Raw genomic sequence first — 14,439 nt, forward strand, 5'->3', positions numbered from 1 at the left:
TCCCCTACCCCGCCGTCCACAGCGCCGGCACGTAGTCGTAGCCGGTCCCGCCCTTGATGACGTAGCCCGTGGCCGGGAACGGCGCGTGGAAGAAGGACAGCCGCAGGTGATCGGCGGCCGCGCGGTCGAGCAGGCGGCGGCGGGTCGCCACGGCCCGGTCGGGCTCGACGTCGAACATGGCCTGCCATTCGGGATGGCGGGCGAAGACCAGCGGGTTGTTGGTGATGTCGGCGACGAACAGCGTCGCGGCGTCGCCCGACGCGACCTCGATCGCCGCCATGCCGGGCGTGTGGCCGCCGGCGTCGACCGCGGTGAAGCCGGGCAGGATCTCGGCGCCGGAGGCGAAGCGGCGCAGGCGGTCGCCGAGGGGCGCGAAGACGCGGCGGGTCGCGTCGGCGTTGGCCTTCAGGGCGTCGGGCAGCCGGGCGCCGTCGCCGTCGCCGAGCCAGAAGTCCCACTCGGCCTCGGGCACCAGCACCTCGGCGTCCGGGAAGGCCGGCGTGCCGTCGCCCGCGAGCAGGCCGCCGATGTGGTCCGGGTGGAAGTGGCTGACGATCACCGCCGTCACGTCCGCGGGCCCGAGGCCGGCGGCGAGGAGGTTGGCGCCGAGTCGACCCGCGCCGGGCCGCGCGCCCTCGCCGAGCCCGGTGTCGATCAGCACGGTGCCGCGCCCGGTCTCGATCGCCAGCGCGTTGAAGGTCAGCGTCAGCTTGTCCCGCGCCATGCCGCAGGCCGCGAAGGCTTCGCCGACCTCGCCCGGCGAAGCGTTGCGGACGAAGCCCGGCGGGCGGTCCCGCACGATCACGCCGTCGTGCAGCGCGACGGCGGTGAGATCGCCGACATCGAAGCGGTAGAAGCCCGGCGCCTGCGCGCCGGCCCCGGATGCGCCCGCCTCGCCCATGTGCTCCTCCCCGTCGATCGCGGCGCGACCCTGCGCCGCCGGGAAGGCCCGATCAAGGCGGGCGGCCCTTGACGCGCCCCGGCGCCTCGGCGCTGGGATGGCGGCCGGGGGCGGGACGACGGAGGGAACGCATGCGCATCATCGACGTCCGCGAGCGGACGCTGCCGATCGCCTCCGCGATCAGCAACGCCTACATCGACTTCTCCAAGATGACGCTGTCGCTGGTCGCCGTGGTCACGGACGCGGTGCGCGACGGCCGCCGCGTGGTCGGCTACGGCTTCAACTCCAACGGCCGCTACGGCCAGGGCGGCCTCATCCGCGAGCGCTTCGCCCCGCGCCTCCTCGCGGCCGACCCGGCGAGCCTGCTCGACGCGGCGGGCCGCCTCGACCCCGACCGCGCCTGGGCGGCGATGATGAGGAACGAGAAGCCGGGCGGCCACGGCGAGCGCTCGGTCGCGGTGGGCACGCTCGACATGGCGATCTGGGACGCGGTGGCGAAGGCGGAGGGCGTGCCGCTGTTCCGCCTGCTCGCGAGCCGAGCCGGGCGCGAGGCGGACCCGCGCGTCTTCGTCTACGCGGCCGGCGGCTACTACTATCCCGGCAAGGGCGTCGATGGGCTCCGCGCCGAGATGCGCTCCTACCTCGACCGCGGCTACACGGTCGTGAAGATGAAGATCGGCAACGGCATCGCCGAGGACCGGCCCCGCATCGAGGGCGCGCTGAAGGAGATCGGGGGGCAGGCCCGGCTCGCCGTCGACGCCAACGGCCGCCTCGGGCTGGAGGAGGCCGTCGCCTACGCCCGGATGCTGCGCGACTACCCGCTGTTCTGGTACGAGGAGGCGGGCGACCCGCTCGACTACGCGCTGCAGGCGGCGCTGGCCGAGCACTATCCCGGCCCGATGGCGACGGGCGAGAACCTGTTCTCGCACCAGGACGCCCGCAACCTGCTGCGCCACGGCGGGATGCGCCCGGACCGCGACTGGCTGCAGTTCGACTGCGCCCTGTCCTACGGGCTGTGCGAATACCGGCGCACGCTCGACTGCGTCGCCGCGGCGGGCTGGTCGCCGTCGCGCTGCATCCCGCACGGCGGCCACCAGATGTCGCTCGCCATCGCGGCCGGCCTCGGGCTCGGCGGCAACGAAAGCTACCCCGACCTGTTCCAGCCCTTCGGCGGCTTCCCGGACGGCGTGCGGGTGGAGGACGGCCACGTGACCCTGCCGGACCTGCCCGGCATCGGCTTCGAGGGCAAGGCCGACCTGATCAGGGTGATGCGCGACCTCGCGGGGTGACGGCCGCTCAGAACCGGCGGAACCCGCCGGGCCGGCCGCCGAAGCGCCGGAAGCCGAACGGGGCGAAGCGGGGCGGCGGCGGGGCGAAGCCGAACCGGCGGAAGGGCCGGAAGCCCGCGCCCGAGCGGTAGCGCCAGAACGGCCGCGCGAAGCAGCGGTACGGGCCGCAGAAGGCCTGCACGGGTTCGACCGCGGCGCCGGCCCGCATCGCGGCGGGCACGGGCAGGGCCGCGGCGCTGCCCGCGGAGGCGAGGGCGCCGGCGAGGACCAGGATCCACAAAACCCTCATCGCCCCCGCCTCCCCGCCCGCCGCCGAACCACGCCCGGCGACGTTACATGAAATGTCTTGCGCCGGGCTGCATCCGCGGCGCGCGTGCGACGTTGCCGTCTCGGAGCACGGGCCATTTCCCGGCAGCCGGCGGCCCATCCCTCATTTCGGGATCAGGCGGACCTGAGAAGCTCGGCGCCGAGACAGGGAGGACGATGATGAGAGCGAGACTGATCGCTGCCGCGCTGATGGTGCTGGCCGGGGCCGACGCGGCCTCCGCCAAGATGATGTCGGAGAAGGAGCGCATGCGGGCCCAGGCCGAGCACCTCTGCTACAACGACGTCCAGACGCTGTGCAACGCTGACATCCCGGACGAGACCAAGATCGCGGCCTGCATGAAGGTGCACCGCGCCCGGCTCAGCCCCGGCTGCCGCAAGGTGTTCGACGCCGGCCTGAAGTGACCGGCTGTTGCACCGTCGCCACGGCGCGGCAGAATCCCGGCGGGCGGGGAACGGCGCCCGCCCGGCCCCATTGACGCACCGGCATCCGGCCCGCGGCCCGATCGCCGCCCCGCCAGCTCCGAGGACAAAGCCATGAACGCCCGCACCCTCATCGCCGCAGCCCTGCTCGCGTCGAGCGCGCTCCCCGCCCTCGCGGCGAAGCTCCCCTCCGACGCCATGCGGCTGCGCCAGGAGGCCGAGCACGTCTGCTACGGCGACGTGGAGAAGCTGTGCAACGACGCCATCCCGGACGAGGACAAGATCAAGGCCTGCATGCAGGTCCACCACGCCCAGCTCTCCCCGGCCTGCGCCAAGATCTACGATTCCGGCATCGACGGCTGATCGGGAGGCGCCGGCCATGCCGCAGTTCCTCGTCACGGCCCGCGACGGCAGCGACCCCGACGCGCCCGCCCGGCGCGCGGCCGCCCGTCCGGCGCACCTCGCCGGCCTCGCCGGGCTCGCGGCGTTCGGCGGCAGCATGATCGTCGGCGGCGCGATGCTGGACGATGCGGGCACGCCGCGGGGCTCCACCATGGTGGTCGAGTTCCCGGACCGCGCCGCCGTGGACGCCTGGATCGCCGCCGACCCCTACACGGCCGGCGGCGTATGGCGCGACGTCGAGGTCGTGGGCTTCCGCGTCGCCGTGGAGCGCGGCGCCGGGGGCTGATCCGTCAGGACAGCAGCCCGGCCAGGACGTTGATCGTGAGCGCCAGGATCACCGTGTTGAAGGTGAAGGCCACGAGCCCGTGCACGGTGCCGATGCGGCGCATGCGCTTCGAGGTGAACTCCACATCGGCGGTCTGCGACGCGACGCCGATCACCACGGCGAAGTGGATGAAGTCCCAGTAGTCGGGCGCGTCGTCGTCCGGGAAGCGCAGCCCGCCCTGCTGCAGCGTGGCCGGATCGCCGTCGTCGTCCGGCGCGTAATATTCGTGGGCGTAGTGCAGCGCGAAGATGAGCTGCGTGACGAACCACGAGGCCGACACGCTGACGAAGGCCAGGGCCACGCGCAGGACCTCGTCGAGTCCCCGCGCGCCCTTGGCGAAGGACAGCTCCACCGCCACCGCGGCGAGCGATGCCGCCGACAGGGCCAGCACCAGGCCGAGGATGATGCCCTGGCCCTCGTCCTGCCGCGCCGCGGCGTCCCGGATGAAGGGCGCGCCGCGCCGCGCCACGTGCCGCAGCGTCGTCGCAACATAGGCGATGCAGCCGACGTCCCAGCCCAGGATGCCCCGCGTCGGCCCGTCGAGGCCGGAGGGGACCAGCGCGAGGACGCCCCAGACCGCGAGGCTCGACGCGAAGCAGGCGAGGAGGCGCGGGCGCGAGCGGAACGGGCCGAGGTAGCGGAGGGGCGAACGGCGGGGAGCGGCCATGGTCGACGCTCATGGCCCGGCGCCGGGGCCGGCGCAACGTCGCACGGGACATTTGAACCGGCGCCCCCTCTCCGTCGCCGGCCGGAGCGCCCGCGACCGGCAGCGCGATTCTGTCATTTGCGTGTCTCCTTTACGCCGTCGCAACCCGTTTGAGATCAGTTGACCCGCGTCCATGGGCCGCGGGAGCCGCAATGCAACTCAGTCGAGACGAAGTCTTTCGCATCTTCAACGTGCGTGATCGGGGTGGTGATCGCAGGCCTTTGATGTTCGCCCATGGTTTCGGCTGCGATCAAAGCATGTGGGATGCGGTCGCTCCGGCGTTCGAAGACGAGTACAGGGTCGTCCTGTTCGACCACGTCGGCGCGGGCGCGTCCGATCCGAGCGCCTATGACCGGGTCCGGCATTCCGACCTCGCCGGCTATGCCGCGGACGTCAACGCCATCTGCGACGCGCTCGATCTCCGAAACGTCACCTTCGTCGGGCATTCGGTGAGCGCGACGATCGGCGTCCTGGCCGCGATCCGGCGGCCCGGGCGCTTCTCCGATCTGGTGCTGATCGGGCCGTCCCCGTGCTACCTCAACGACGGCGACTACCGCGGCGGCTTCGACCGGTCGACGCTCGACGAGCTGCTCGACGTCATGGACAGCAACTTCCTGGGCTGGTCCAGCGCGATCGCCCCAACCATCATGGGCAACGCCGACCGGCCGGAGCTCGGGACCCGCCTGGCCGAGAGCTTCTGCCGCGCCGACCCGGTCATCGTCAGGCAGTTCGCCCGCGTCACCTTCTTCTCGGACAACCGGGCCGACCTGCCCGGATCGCGGACGCCCGCCCTCATCCTGCAGTGCGCCGACGACGTCATCGCGCCCGATTCCGTCGGCGCCTACATGCACGAACACCTGCCCAACAGCCGGCTCCTCCGCCTCAAGGCCAGCGGCCACTGCCCCCACGTGAGCGACCCCGACGAGGTGATCGCCGTCATGAAGGGCCATCTCCGGGACGTGGCGGCCCACCCATGACCATGGCCGTGCTTCCGATCCCGGACCCGGCCTGCATCGAGCGCCTGTTCTTCCAGGACGCGCCCTGCGGCCTCTTCCTCACCGACGAGGCGGGCGTCATCCGCGCCGTCAGCGACACCATGCTGGCCTGGATGGAGCGGACGCGGGACGAGGTCGTCGGCCGGCTCCGCTTCCAGGACACGTTGACGGCCGCCGGCCGGATCTACGCGGAGACGCACCTGCTGCCGATGCTGCGGAAGCGGCGCGGCTTCCAGGAGATCGCGATGACGCTGCGCAGCCCGAGCGGCATCGAGCGCTCCGTCCTCGTCACGGCCGCCGGCCGGGGCGGGAGCGACGGATCGGACGCGGCGGCCTTCGTGGTCTACGGCGCCGAGCATCGGCGCCTCTACGAGCGCGAGCTGGCCGCCATGCGGGCCGCCGCCCAGACCCGCATTTGCTGGCTGCGCCAGGTGGAGACCATGGCCGGGATCGGCGCGTGGACGCTGGACCTGTCCACGCGCCGCCTCACCTGGTCGGATCAGATGTTCGCGCTGCACGACTGGCCGGTCGGCGACGCTCCCGACCTCGACGGGCTGCTGGCCCTGCTCGACGGTCCCTGGCGCGACAGGCTCGCGTCGGACATCCGGCACACGGTCGAGACGGCGAGCCCGCTGGACGTCGAGGTCGAGATGGTGACGGCCCGCGGGCGTCGGCGCGTGGTCCACGCCGTGGCCGAGCTGGAGAAGGAAGGCGGGAAGCCCTGCCGCCTCGTCGGCGTCCTGCAGGACGTCACGGAACGGCACGAAGACCAGAAGCGCCTGTGGCGCGGCGCCCACATCGACGACCTGTCCGGCGCCGCCAACCGGAGCTGGTTCCAGCGGGAGCAGGTCGAGGCGCTCGTCCGGGCCAAGCGCGACAGGGCCGCGTTGACGCTGCTCCTGCTCGACCTCGACGGGTTCAAGGAGGTGAACGACACGCTCGGCCATCAGGCCGGGGATCAGGTCATCCGGACGGTCGCGCAGCGCATCCGCGATCTCCTGCCGGCCGAGGCCTTCTTCGCGCGGCTCGGCGGGGATGAGTTCGCGATCCTGCTGCCGTCCTCCACGGGCGACGGAGCCGGCGTCGAGCGCCTCGCCGGGGAGATCCAGGACCGGGTGCGGGCGCCGATCCCTCACGAGATGCACCGCGCCAGCGTGACGGTGTCGATCGGCGCCGCGAGCTTCCCGGCCGACGCGGAGCAGCCGACCGACCTGTTCAAATGCGCCGACATGGCGCTCTACAAGGTCAAGCGCTCCGGGCGCGGGGCGCTCGGCCGGTTCAGTTCCGAACTCCATTCCGTCTTCGACGCGCGCCGCGCCGCGATCGAGAAGGTGCGATGCGCCGCCCGCGACGGCCGGATCGTCCCGTTCTACCAGCCCAAGGTCAGGCTCGCGGATCGGACGTCCTGCGGCCACGAGGCGCTGGTCCGCATCACGAACCCGGACGGCACCGTCAGCGGCCCCGCCGACTTCGCCCAGGCCTTCGACGACGCCGAGGCCGCGAGGACCATGGACGGGCGAGTGCTGGAGGGCGTGGTCCGCGATCTCGCGCGCTGGCGCGCGGCGGGCCTGAGCCCCGGGCCGATCAGCCTCAACGTCTCGGAAGCGAGCCTGCAGGGCGGGTATGTGGACCGCCTGCTGGCGCTCCTCGCCGAGGCCGATCTGCCGGCCTCCGCGATCGAGGTCGAGATCGTGGAAACGGTGCTGCTCGGGACGGACTCGAGGACGACGGAGCCGCTGTTCGCCAAACTGCACCGGGCCGGGATCTCGATCGCCCTGGACGATTTCGGCACCGGCTTCGCCTCGCTGTCGCACCTGCGCGACCTGCCCATCGACACCCTGAAGCTCGACAAATCCTTCGTGCTCGGCCTCGCCGCGAAGCCGCAAAACCGCGCCATCGTCCGCTCGGTCGTGGACCTGGCCCACAACCTGTGCCTCAGCGTCGTGGCGGAGGGGATCGAGACGGAGGAGGCCTGCGCGTTCCTCCGAGCCACGGGCTGCGACGCCGGCCAGGGATTCCTGTTCGGCGCCGCCCTGCCGTTCAACGACATGTTCGCAGGCCCATGCGACGCTGCCGGCCTCGGCGGGGTGGAGGGCGCCCCGCGGAGCGGGAGCGCCGAGCCGGCGAGGCCGGCCTCGGTCTGACGCGATCCGTGGGATGGACGGACCGGCGGTCCGCTATCCCGCGATCCTCGGCTCCGCGCGGCTCGGCCCCGGCAGCGCGGCGTCGCCGCTGCCGTCCTTCAGCGCCACGCCGGTGAGCGACAGCGCGAGGGCCTGGTCGGCCAGCCAGGCGATCGTGTGCGCGGCGGCCTCCGGCGCGAGCCCGCACGGGCGGATGTTGGACACGCAGTTGCGGGCCTCGTCGGTGAGGCCGACCCGCGGGCCGAAGGTGAGGTAGGCGCCGAGGCTGTCGGCCGCCGACAGGCCCGGCCGCTCGCCGATCAGCACCACGACGAGCCGGACGCCGAGGATCGCGCCGACCTCGTCGCCGAGCGCCACGCGCCCCTGCCGCGCCAGCACGACGGGGGCGAGGCGGCGCGGCGCCAGCCGCGGCAGCAGCGCGCCGAGCAGCGGCAGGGCGTTGGCGTCGACCGCGGAGGCCGACAGCCCGTCCGCCACCACGACGCAGACCTCGGCGTCCGACGCACCGATGCCCCCGAGCAGCGCCCGGCTGCGGGCCGACAGGCGGCGGCCGAAGTCGGGGCGGCGCAGGTAGGTGGCGCGGTCGGGCGCGGCGCTCTCGACCTCGACGGCCTCGCGCCCGAGCGCCCGGAGCCCCGCCCGCAGCGCGTCGAGGTCCGCCGCCGCGTGGACGGCGTCGCGCGCCCGCGCGTGGGCGAGGCCGAGCTTGAGCATCTCGCGGGTGGGCAGCGACGCCCCGGAGCGGCCGAGCGCGAGCCGCGCCGGCGTGAGGGCGGCGAGCTCGCCCCAAGGATCGGGCGTGACGGGCGCGGGCGGCCGGGCGGCCGGCGCGCTCACGCGGCCTCCGGTCGGGCGAGCAGGGGGTGCGAGCCCGTGGGCGCCCGGAGCCGCCCGTCCGGCCCGGTGATGCCCATGCGCAGCAGCCAGGCCTCGAACTCCGGCGCGCGCTTCACGCCCAGCGCGTCGCGCAGGTAGAGCTGGTCGTGGAAGGACGTCGACTGGTAGTTCAGCATCACGTCATCGGCTCCCGGCACGCCCATGATGTAGGTGACGCCAGCGGCGGCCAGCAGCGTCATCAGCGCGTCCATGTCGTCCGCGTCGGCCTCGGCGTGGTTGGTGTAGCAGACGTCGCAGCCCATCGGCAGGCCCATCAGCTTGCCGCAGAAGTGGTCCTCCAGCCCGGCGCGGGTGATCTGCTTGCCGTCGTAGAGGTATTCGGGCCCGATGAAGCCCACCACCGTGTTGACGAGCAGCGGGTCGAAGGCGCGCGCCACCGCGTAGGCGCGGGCCTCGAGGGTCTGCTGGTCGACCCCGTGATGCGCCCCGGCCGACAGGGCCGAGCCCTGGCCGGTCTCGAAATACATCACGTTCCGCCCGACCGTGCCGCGCTTGAGGCTCAGCCCGGCCTCGTGCGCTTCGCGCAGCAGCCCGAGCGTCACGCCGAACGAGGCGTTGGCGGCCTCGGTGCCGGCGATCGACTGGAACACGAGGTCGACCGGCGCGCCGGCCTCGATCAGCCCGATCGTGGTGGTGGCGTGGGTCAGCACGCAGCTCTGGGTCGGGATGGCGTGGCGCGCGATCACGTCGTCGAGGAGGTGGCACAGGCGCGCCAGCACGGCGGGCGCGTCGGAGGCCGGGTTGATGCCGATCACGGCGTCGCCGCAGCCGTAGAGCAGACCCTCCGCCACCGCGGCCGCGATCCCGTCCGGGTCGTCGGTCGGGTGGTTCGGCTGCAGCCGCACCGCCATGGTGCCGGGCAGCCCGATCGTGTTGCGGAAGCGCGTGACGACCCCGCACTTCTTCGCCGCCAGGATGAGGTCCTGGTTGCGCATGAGCTTGGACACCGCCGCCGCCATCTCGGGCGTCACCCCCGGCGCGACCCGCGCCAGCATGGCCGGGCTCGCGAGGTCGGACAGGAGCCAGTCGCGGAAGTCTCCCACCGTGAGGTGGGAGACCGGCGCGAAGGCGGCCTCGTCGTGTGTGTCGACGATGAGCCGGGTGACGTCGTCCTCCTCGTAGGGGATCACCGGCCGCGCCAGGAAGGTCCTGAGCGGCAGGTCGGCGAGGCAGTGGCGCGCCGCCAGCCCCTCCTCGGCCGAGCCCGCCGCGATGCCGGCCAGCAGGTCGCCCGAGCGGAGCGGCGTCGCCTTGGCCATCAGGTCCTTGAGGTCGGCGAAGGCCCAGGTGGTCCGGCCGACCGCGTGGGAATAGGCCATCCGGTGTCTCCCCGTGCATCGAGGGGGAGTGTTTCACATCTGGCCGGCCGGCGTCGAGGGAGGGCCGAGGCCGCGCTCCATGACGACCCTGCGCTCTTCGCCCGGTGTCGGCTGCCGTGACCCGCCTGACGGCGAAGCAGGTCACTTGAACGCGCTCGGCAGCCCTTCGCGCTCCTTCTGCGCCGTCGGGCGGTAGTCGTAGGTCGGGTAGAACTCGGTGCGGTAGGCGCCCCAGGCCGTGCGCTCCAGGGCGCGGTTGACCTCGCGCAGCCGCTCCGCCGGGAAGCGCAGCGTCACCACCTGGCCGACGCCCATCAGCACCTGCCAGGACAGGACCTCGACGCCGGGCGGCGGGAAGCTCTCGGTGAAGCCCTGCCGCTTCAGGCGCGCGTTGATCTCGTCGAGCGTCTGCGATTCGTCGTGGCGGAGGAACACCGTCAGCGTCGTCATGCCCCTGTCGGCGGCCGCGGGCGGGGCGGGCGGGGGCACGGCGGAAACCTCCTGGGCCGCGGCCGGGGCGGCCAGGAGCAGGCCGATCAGCAGGGCGGTGGCGCCGCGGCGTTTGTCGAACATCATGGGTCCTTTCGGGACGATCGGGGCCCGGGCGGGGGCCGCAGTCTCGGGCGGGCGCCGTCGCGGGACTGTCAGAAACCCGTGCTAGCGCGGGCCGTCGTCCCGTGGCAGCCTCGCCGCGCGGCACCCGCACGCATGGGGTTAGATGATGAAGACTGCTTCCAGGTTCCTGGCCTCGCTGTCGGTGCTGGCCGTCGCGGCGGCGTCGCCGGCCTTCGCCCAGTCGTCGGACGACCTCGTCAAGGCCGCCAAGGCCGAGGGCCAGCTCTCCGTCATCGCCCTGCCCCACGACTGGTGCGGCTACGGCGGCATGATCGACGGCTTCAAGGCCAAATACGGCCTGACCCTGAACGAGCTGAACCCGGACGCCGGCTCGGGCGACGAGGTCGAGGCCATCCGCGCCAACAAGGGCAACAAGGGCCCGCAGGCCCCCGACGTGATCGACGTCGGCCTGTCCTTCGGCCCGACGGCCGCGGCCGAGGGGCTGCTGATGCCCTACAAGGTGCCGACCTGGGACTCGATCCCGGCCGACGACAAGGCCGCGGACGGCGCCTGGTACGGCGACTATTACGGCGTGCTCGCCTTCGAGGTGAACAAGGACATCGTCAAGACGGCGCCGGCCGACTGGCCGGACCTGCTCGGGCCCGACCTCAAGAACAGCGTGGCCCTGGCGGGCGACCCGCGCGTCGCCAACCAGGCGATCCTGGCGGTCTACGCCGCCGGCCTGTCGAAGTCGGGCGGCGACGCCGCCAAGGCGGCCCAGGCCGGGCTCGACTTCTTCGCCACCCTGAACAAGGACGGCAACTTCGTGCCCACCATCGGCAAGGTGGCGTCGCTGGCGCAGGGCGCGACCCCCGTGATCGTGCGCTGGGACTACAACGCGCTGGCCGACCGCGACACGCTGAAGGGCAATCCGGAGGTGGACGTCGTGGTGCCGAAGACCGGCGTGGTGGCGGGCGTCTACGTGCAGGCTATCTCGGCCTACGCACCCCACCCCAACGCCGCCAAGCTGTGGATGGACTACGTTTATTCCGACGAGGGCCAGCTCAACTACCTCAAGGGCTACTGCCACCCGATCCGCTATCAGGCGCTCGTGGCGGCCAACAAGGTGCCGGCCGACCTCATGAAGAAGCTGCCGCCCGCCGAGGCCTACGCCCACGCGGTGTTTCCGACGCTGGACCAGCAGAACAGCGCCAAGGCGACGATCTCGACGGGTTGGGACAAGACCGTCGGCGCCAACGTGAAGTGATCTGAGCCGACCTGTGAAACGCGGGGACGGGTGAGCCGCCCGTCCCCGCCCCCAACCCGAGACGAGGCACGATGGCCCAGGTCGACGCGGTCGCGATGGCGACGCCGGCTCCCCCGGCGCGGGCGCCGATGTCGGCCGCCTGGCTCGGCGTCGTGCCGTTCTTCTCCTTCGCGGCGCTGTTCCTGCTTCTGCCCACCGCCTACCTCGTGGTCGGCGCCTTCCAGGACGCCGAGGGGCACTTCACGCTCGCCAACCTCGCGGGCCTGTGGGAGCCCGGCATCCGCAGCGCCTACCTGATCAGCCTGGAGGTCAGCGCCGCCTCGGCCCTGCTCGGCGCCATCGGCGGCTTCGCCCTCGCCTGGGCGGTGGTGCTGGGCGGTCTGCCGCGCTGGATCCGCCCCGTGCTGATGACCTTCTCGGGCGTCGCCTCGAACTTCGCCGGCCTGCCGCTGGCCTTCGCCTTCATCGCCACGCTGGGCCGCACCGGCCTCGTCACGACGCTGCTGCAGAGCCTGTTCGGCTTCAGCCTCTACCGGACGGGCTTCAACATCCTGAGCTTCTCGGGGCTGACGCTGACCTACCTCTACTTCCAGATCCCCCTGATGGTGCTGATCCTCACCCCGGCGCTCGACGGGCTGAAGCGCGAGTGGGGCGAGGCGGCCAGCATCCTCGGCGCCTCCACCTTCACGTACTGGCGCCTGGTGGTCATCCCTATCCTGTGGCCGAGCCTGCTCGGCACGACGCTCCTGCTCTTCGCCAACTCCTTCGGCGCCATCGCGACCGCCTACGGGCTGACGGGCTCGACCCTGAACCTCGTCACCATCCTGCTCTACGCCCAGATCCGCGGCGACGTGCTGCACGACCCGCACCTCGGCTACGCGCTCGCGCTCGGCATGGTGGCGATCACCGGCGCTTCCAACGCTCTCTACATCTACCTCCGCGCGCGCTCCGAGCGGTGGCTGCGTTGATCGGCTCCCGCACCATGGGCCACAGGATCGCGGCCTGGGCCGCCTTCGCGGTCGGCGTCCTCTACTTCCTCGTGCCGCTGGTCGGCACGGTGGAGTTCTCGCTGCGCATCCGCCGCGGCGGCTACAGCCTCGGCGCCTACAGCAACGTGCTGAGCGACCCCGCCTTCTGGTCGACCTTCGGCTTCTCGGCCGCGGCCGCCGTGGCGACGATCCTGGTCGGCACGCTGCTGGTGGTGCCCACCGCCTATTGGATCAGGCTGAAGCTGCCGCGCCTGCGGCCGGTCGTCGAGTTCATCACCCTCATGCCGCTCGTCGTGCCCGCCATCGTGCTCGTGTTCGGCTACCTGCGCCTCTACAACTCGTCGTCCTGGCTGCCGCTGACGGGGCAGACCTGGAGCACGGACGTGCTGCTCGTCTTCGGCTACGTCGTGCTGGCGCTGCCCTACCTCTACCGCGCGGTCGACACGGGCCTGCGCTCCATCGATCTGCGCAGCCTGACCGAGGCGGCCGAGAGCCTGGGCGCGCGGCGCGCGACGATCCTGTTCCGCGTGATCCTGCCCAACGTCCGCGCCGCCGTGCTGAGCGGCGCCTTCCTGACCTTCGCCATCGTGATCGGCGAGTTCACGCTGGCGAGCCTGCTCGACCGGCCGGCCTTCGGGCCGTATCTGCAGAACGTCGGCGCCAACAAGGCCTACGAGCCCTCGGCCCTGGCCTTCATCGCCTTCGCGGTCACCTGGGCCTGCATGGGGCTGATCCAGCTCTTCGCCCGCGATCCCGCCGCCCGGTCCGTGAGGGTGTGACCATGAGCTTCCTGTCGATCGACCGCCTGACCAAGAGCTACGGCGACCATCAGGTGGTGCAGCGCTTCGACCTCGACGTGGCGCCCGGCGAGTTCATCACCTTCCTCGGCCCCTCGGGCTGCGGCAAGACCACGACGCTGCGCATGATCGCCGGCTTCGAGAGCGCGAGTTCGGGCACGATCCGCATCGCGGGGCGCGACGTCACGCACCTGCCGCCGAGCGCGCGGGGCGTCGGCATGGTGTTCCAGAACTACGCGCTGTTCCCCAACATGACGGTGGCGGGCAACGTCGCCTTCGGGCTCAAGGTCGCCAAGGCGTCCGCCGCGGAGACGCGCGAGCGCGTCGCCGCCATGCTGGACGTCGTGAAGCTCGGCGCCCTCGCCGACCGCTACCCCTACCAGATCTCCGGCGGCCAGCAGCAGCGCGTGGCGCTGGCCCGCGCGCTCGCCACCCGGCCGAAGCTGCTGCTGCTCGACGAGCCTTTGAGCGCGCTCGACGCCAAGGTGCGCGTCGCGCTGCGCGACGAGCTCAAGGCCCTTCAGCGGGACCTCGGCATCACCACGGTGTTCGTCACCCACGACCAGGAGGAGGCCCTGTCCATGTCGGACAGGATCGTGGTCATGAGCGAGGGCCGCGTCGAGCAGCTCGGCACGCCGTTCGAGATCTACAACCGGCCGCGCACGCGCTTCGTGGCCTCCTTCATCGGCACGCTGAACGTGCTGAAGGCGCGCGTCGTCGACGCGGGGGCCGGCGCGATCCGCATCGACGGGCAGGAGGCCCGCGTCGGCCGTCAGATCGCGGCCGCGGAGGGCGCCGACTGCACGCTGGCGCTGCGGCCCGAGGCCGTGTCGCTGCAGGACCCGGGCCACGGCTGCAACCGCCTCGGCGGCACAGTGGAGGACGTGGCCTTCCTCGGCGCTGTGGTGCGGATCAAGGTGGGGCTGGGCCAGGACCGCATCGTGCTCGACCGCTTCAACAGCCCCGGCCTGCCGCCGCCGAGCCCGGGCGAGCGCGTGACGCTGCATTTCTCGCCCGACGACCTCGTGCCGCTCGACAGCGCTTAGCGCCCACCCGCCGCGCCGCCGGCCCCCTTGCACCCCGCGCCGCCGCGCGGCAGGGTCGCC

Annotated in this window: 16 protein-coding genes; 10 read left to right on the plus strand and 6 right to left on the minus strand. The window is 72.5% G+C overall.

The window, feature by feature from the left end; all coding sequences use genetic code 11:
• Nucleotides 1–4: 4 nt before the first annotated feature.
• Nucleotides 5–901 (minus strand): MBL fold metallo-hydrolase, encoded by an 897-nt coding sequence (locus L7N97_RS06260; RefSeq protein WP_237477476.1) that lies wholly within the window; start codon nt 899–901, stop codon nt 5–7.
• A 131-nt stretch (nt 902–1,032) separates the two neighbouring features.
• On the opposite strand from L7N97_RS06260, the gene L7N97_RS06265 reads away from it, so the two are divergent.
• On the plus strand, nt 1,033–2,190 hold the full coding sequence (locus tag L7N97_RS06265) for a mandelate racemase/muconate lactonizing enzyme family protein (protein ID WP_237477477.1): 1,158 nt from the start codon (nt 1,033–1,035) through the stop codon (nt 2,188–2,190).
• Nucleotides 2,191–2,197: 7 nt separating this feature from the next.
• On the opposite strand, the gene L7N97_RS06270 is transcribed toward L7N97_RS06265, so the two are convergent.
• Nucleotides 2,198–2,479 carry a hypothetical protein gene (locus L7N97_RS06270; protein ID WP_237477478.1) on the minus strand — a complete coding sequence of 94 codons (282 nt, stop codon included), beginning with the start codon at nt 2,477–2,479 and terminating at the stop codon, nt 2,198–2,200.
• Nucleotides 2,480–2,676: 197 nt separating this feature from the next.
• Between L7N97_RS06270 and L7N97_RS06275 the strand changes: the two genes are divergently transcribed.
• The 3 genes from L7N97_RS06275 to L7N97_RS06285 all read left to right on the plus strand — a co-directional run bounded on the left by L7N97_RS06275 (nt 2,677) and on the right by L7N97_RS06285 (nt 3,625).
• Nucleotides 2,677–2,919, plus strand: a complete 243-nt coding sequence (locus tag L7N97_RS06275; protein WP_237477479.1) for a hypothetical protein — start codon at nt 2,677–2,679, stop codon at nt 2,917–2,919.
• A 132-nt stretch (nt 2,920–3,051) separates the two neighbouring features.
• Nucleotides 3,052–3,300 (plus strand): hypothetical protein, encoded by a 249-nt coding sequence (locus L7N97_RS06280; protein WP_237477480.1) that lies wholly within the window; start codon nt 3,052–3,054, stop codon nt 3,298–3,300.
• A gap of 16 nt (nt 3,301–3,316) precedes the next feature.
• Complete coding sequence (locus L7N97_RS06285; RefSeq protein WP_237477481.1) at nt 3,317–3,625, plus strand: YciI family protein; 309 nt, start codon at nt 3,317–3,319, stop codon at nt 3,623–3,625.
• A gap of 4 nt (nt 3,626–3,629) precedes the next feature.
• Here L7N97_RS06285 and L7N97_RS06290 read toward each other — a convergent pair whose 3' ends face one another.
• Nucleotides 3,630–4,331 (minus strand): DUF1345 domain-containing protein, encoded by a 702-nt coding sequence (locus L7N97_RS06290; protein WP_237477482.1) that lies wholly within the window; start codon nt 4,329–4,331, stop codon nt 3,630–3,632.
• A gap of 191 nt (nt 4,332–4,522) precedes the next feature.
• Here L7N97_RS06290 and L7N97_RS06295 point away from each other — a divergent pair, with 191 nt between their 5' ends.
• Both L7N97_RS06295 and L7N97_RS06300 read left to right on the plus strand, forming a co-directional pair.
• Nucleotides 4,523–5,347, plus strand: coding sequence for an alpha/beta fold hydrolase (locus L7N97_RS06295; RefSeq protein ID WP_237477483.1), 825 nt, complete (start codon nt 4,523–4,525; stop codon nt 5,345–5,347).
• Nucleotides 5,344–7,509, plus strand: a complete 2,166-nt coding sequence (locus L7N97_RS06300; RefSeq protein WP_237477484.1) for a putative bifunctional diguanylate cyclase/phosphodiesterase — start codon at nt 5,344–5,346, stop codon at nt 7,507–7,509. The genes L7N97_RS06295 and L7N97_RS06300 overlap by 4 nt, the downstream gene beginning before the upstream one ends.
• Nucleotides 7,510–7,542: 33 nt before the next feature.
• Here the strand turns inward: L7N97_RS06300 and eutC are convergent, their stop codons facing one another.
• The 3 genes from eutC to L7N97_RS06315 form a co-directional block, all read right to left on the minus strand.
• Nucleotides 7,543–8,346, minus strand: coding sequence for an ethanolamine ammonia-lyase subunit EutC (gene eutC, locus L7N97_RS06305; protein ID WP_237477485.1), 804 nt, complete (start codon nt 8,344–8,346; stop codon nt 7,543–7,545).
• A complete protein-coding gene (locus tag L7N97_RS06310; RefSeq protein WP_237477486.1) occupies nt 8,343–9,725 on the minus strand; it encodes an ethanolamine ammonia-lyase subunit EutB in 1,383 nt (460 codons plus the stop codon). The genes eutC and L7N97_RS06310 overlap by 4 nt, the downstream gene beginning before the upstream one ends.
• Before the next feature lie 141 nt (nt 9,726–9,866).
• On the minus strand, nt 9,867–10,301 hold the full coding sequence (locus L7N97_RS06315) for a hypothetical protein (RefSeq protein ID WP_237477487.1): 435 nt from the start codon (nt 10,299–10,301) through the stop codon (nt 9,867–9,869).
• A gap of 142 nt (nt 10,302–10,443) precedes the next feature.
• Here L7N97_RS06315 and L7N97_RS06320 point away from each other — a divergent pair, with 142 nt between their 5' ends.
• The 4 genes from L7N97_RS06320 (at nt 10,444) to L7N97_RS06335 (ending at nt 14,379) form a co-directional block, all read left to right on the plus strand.
• Complete coding sequence (locus tag L7N97_RS06320) at nt 10,444–11,547, plus strand: ABC transporter substrate-binding protein (RefSeq protein ID WP_237477488.1); 1,104 nt, start codon at nt 10,444–10,446, stop codon at nt 11,545–11,547.
• Between the two features lie 95 nt (nt 11,548–11,642).
• Nucleotides 11,643–12,515, plus strand: a complete 873-nt coding sequence (locus L7N97_RS06325; protein ID WP_237482065.1) for an ABC transporter permease — start codon at nt 11,643–11,645, stop codon at nt 12,513–12,515.
• 14 nt (nt 12,516–12,529) lie between these two features.
• Nucleotides 12,530–13,315 carry an ABC transporter permease gene (locus L7N97_RS06330; RefSeq protein WP_237482067.1) on the plus strand — a complete coding sequence of 262 codons (786 nt, stop codon included), beginning with the start codon at nt 12,530–12,532 and terminating at the stop codon, nt 13,313–13,315.
• A 2-nt stretch (nt 13,316–13,317) separates the two neighbouring features.
• Nucleotides 13,318–14,379, plus strand: coding sequence for an ABC transporter ATP-binding protein (locus tag L7N97_RS06335; RefSeq protein ID WP_237477489.1), 1,062 nt, complete (start codon nt 13,318–13,320; stop codon nt 14,377–14,379).
• The last annotated feature ends 60 nt before the right edge of the window (nt 14,380–14,439 follow it).

The sequence above is a fragment of the Lichenibacterium dinghuense genome, from assembly GCF_021730615.1.
In the GTDB taxonomy this organism is placed as follows: domain Bacteria; phylum Pseudomonadota; class Alphaproteobacteria; order Rhizobiales; family Beijerinckiaceae; genus Lichenihabitans; species Lichenihabitans dinghuensis.

Bases quoted from the DNA above. Each gene is read 5' to 3' on its own strand.
- L7N97_RS06295 (WP_237477483.1), top strand. From the start codon at position 4,523: ATGCAACTCAGTCGAGACGAAGTCTTTCGCATCTTCAACGTGCGTGAT.
- L7N97_RS06315 (WP_237477487.1), bottom strand. From the start codon at position 10,301: ATGATGTTCGACAAACGCCGCGGCGCCACCGCCCTGCTGATCGGCCTG.
- L7N97_RS06275 (WP_237477479.1), top strand. From the start codon at position 2,677: ATGAGAGCGAGACTGATCGCTGCCGCGCTGATGGTGCTGGCCGGGGCC.
- L7N97_RS06300 (WP_237477484.1), top strand. From the start codon at position 5,344: ATGACCATGGCCGTGCTTCCGATCCCGGACCCGGCCTGCATCGAGCGC.
- L7N97_RS06320 (WP_237477488.1), top strand. From the start codon at position 10,444: ATGATGAAGACTGCTTCCAGGTTCCTGGCCTCGCTGTCGGTGCTGGCC.
- L7N97_RS06280 (WP_237477480.1), top strand. From the start codon at position 3,052: ATGAACGCCCGCACCCTCATCGCCGCAGCCCTGCTCGCGTCGAGCGCG.
- L7N97_RS06310 (WP_237477486.1), bottom strand. From the start codon at position 9,725: ATGGCCTATTCCCACGCGGTCGGCCGGACCACCTGGGCCTTCGCCGAC.
- L7N97_RS06285 (WP_237477481.1), top strand. From the start codon at position 3,317: ATGCCGCAGTTCCTCGTCACGGCCCGCGACGGCAGCGACCCCGACGCG.
- L7N97_RS06270 (WP_237477478.1), bottom strand. From the start codon at position 2,479: ATGAGGGTTTTGTGGATCCTGGTCCTCGCCGGCGCCCTCGCCTCCGCG.
- L7N97_RS06325 (WP_237482065.1), top strand. From the start codon at position 11,643: ATGGCGACGCCGGCTCCCCCGGCGCGGGCGCCGATGTCGGCCGCCTGG.
- L7N97_RS06260 (WP_237477476.1), bottom strand. From the start codon at position 901: ATGGGCGAGGCGGGCGCATCCGGGGCCGGCGCGCAGGCGCCGGGCTTC.
- L7N97_RS06265 (WP_237477477.1), top strand. From the start codon at position 1,033: ATGCGCATCATCGACGTCCGCGAGCGGACGCTGCCGATCGCCTCCGCG.
- L7N97_RS06290 (WP_237477482.1), bottom strand. From the start codon at position 4,331: ATGGCCGCTCCCCGCCGTTCGCCCCTCCGCTACCTCGGCCCGTTCCGC.
- L7N97_RS06330 (WP_237482067.1), top strand. From the start codon at position 12,530: ATGGGCCACAGGATCGCGGCCTGGGCCGCCTTCGCGGTCGGCGTCCTC.
- L7N97_RS06335 (WP_237477489.1), top strand. From the start codon at position 13,318: ATGAGCTTCCTGTCGATCGACCGCCTGACCAAGAGCTACGGCGACCAT.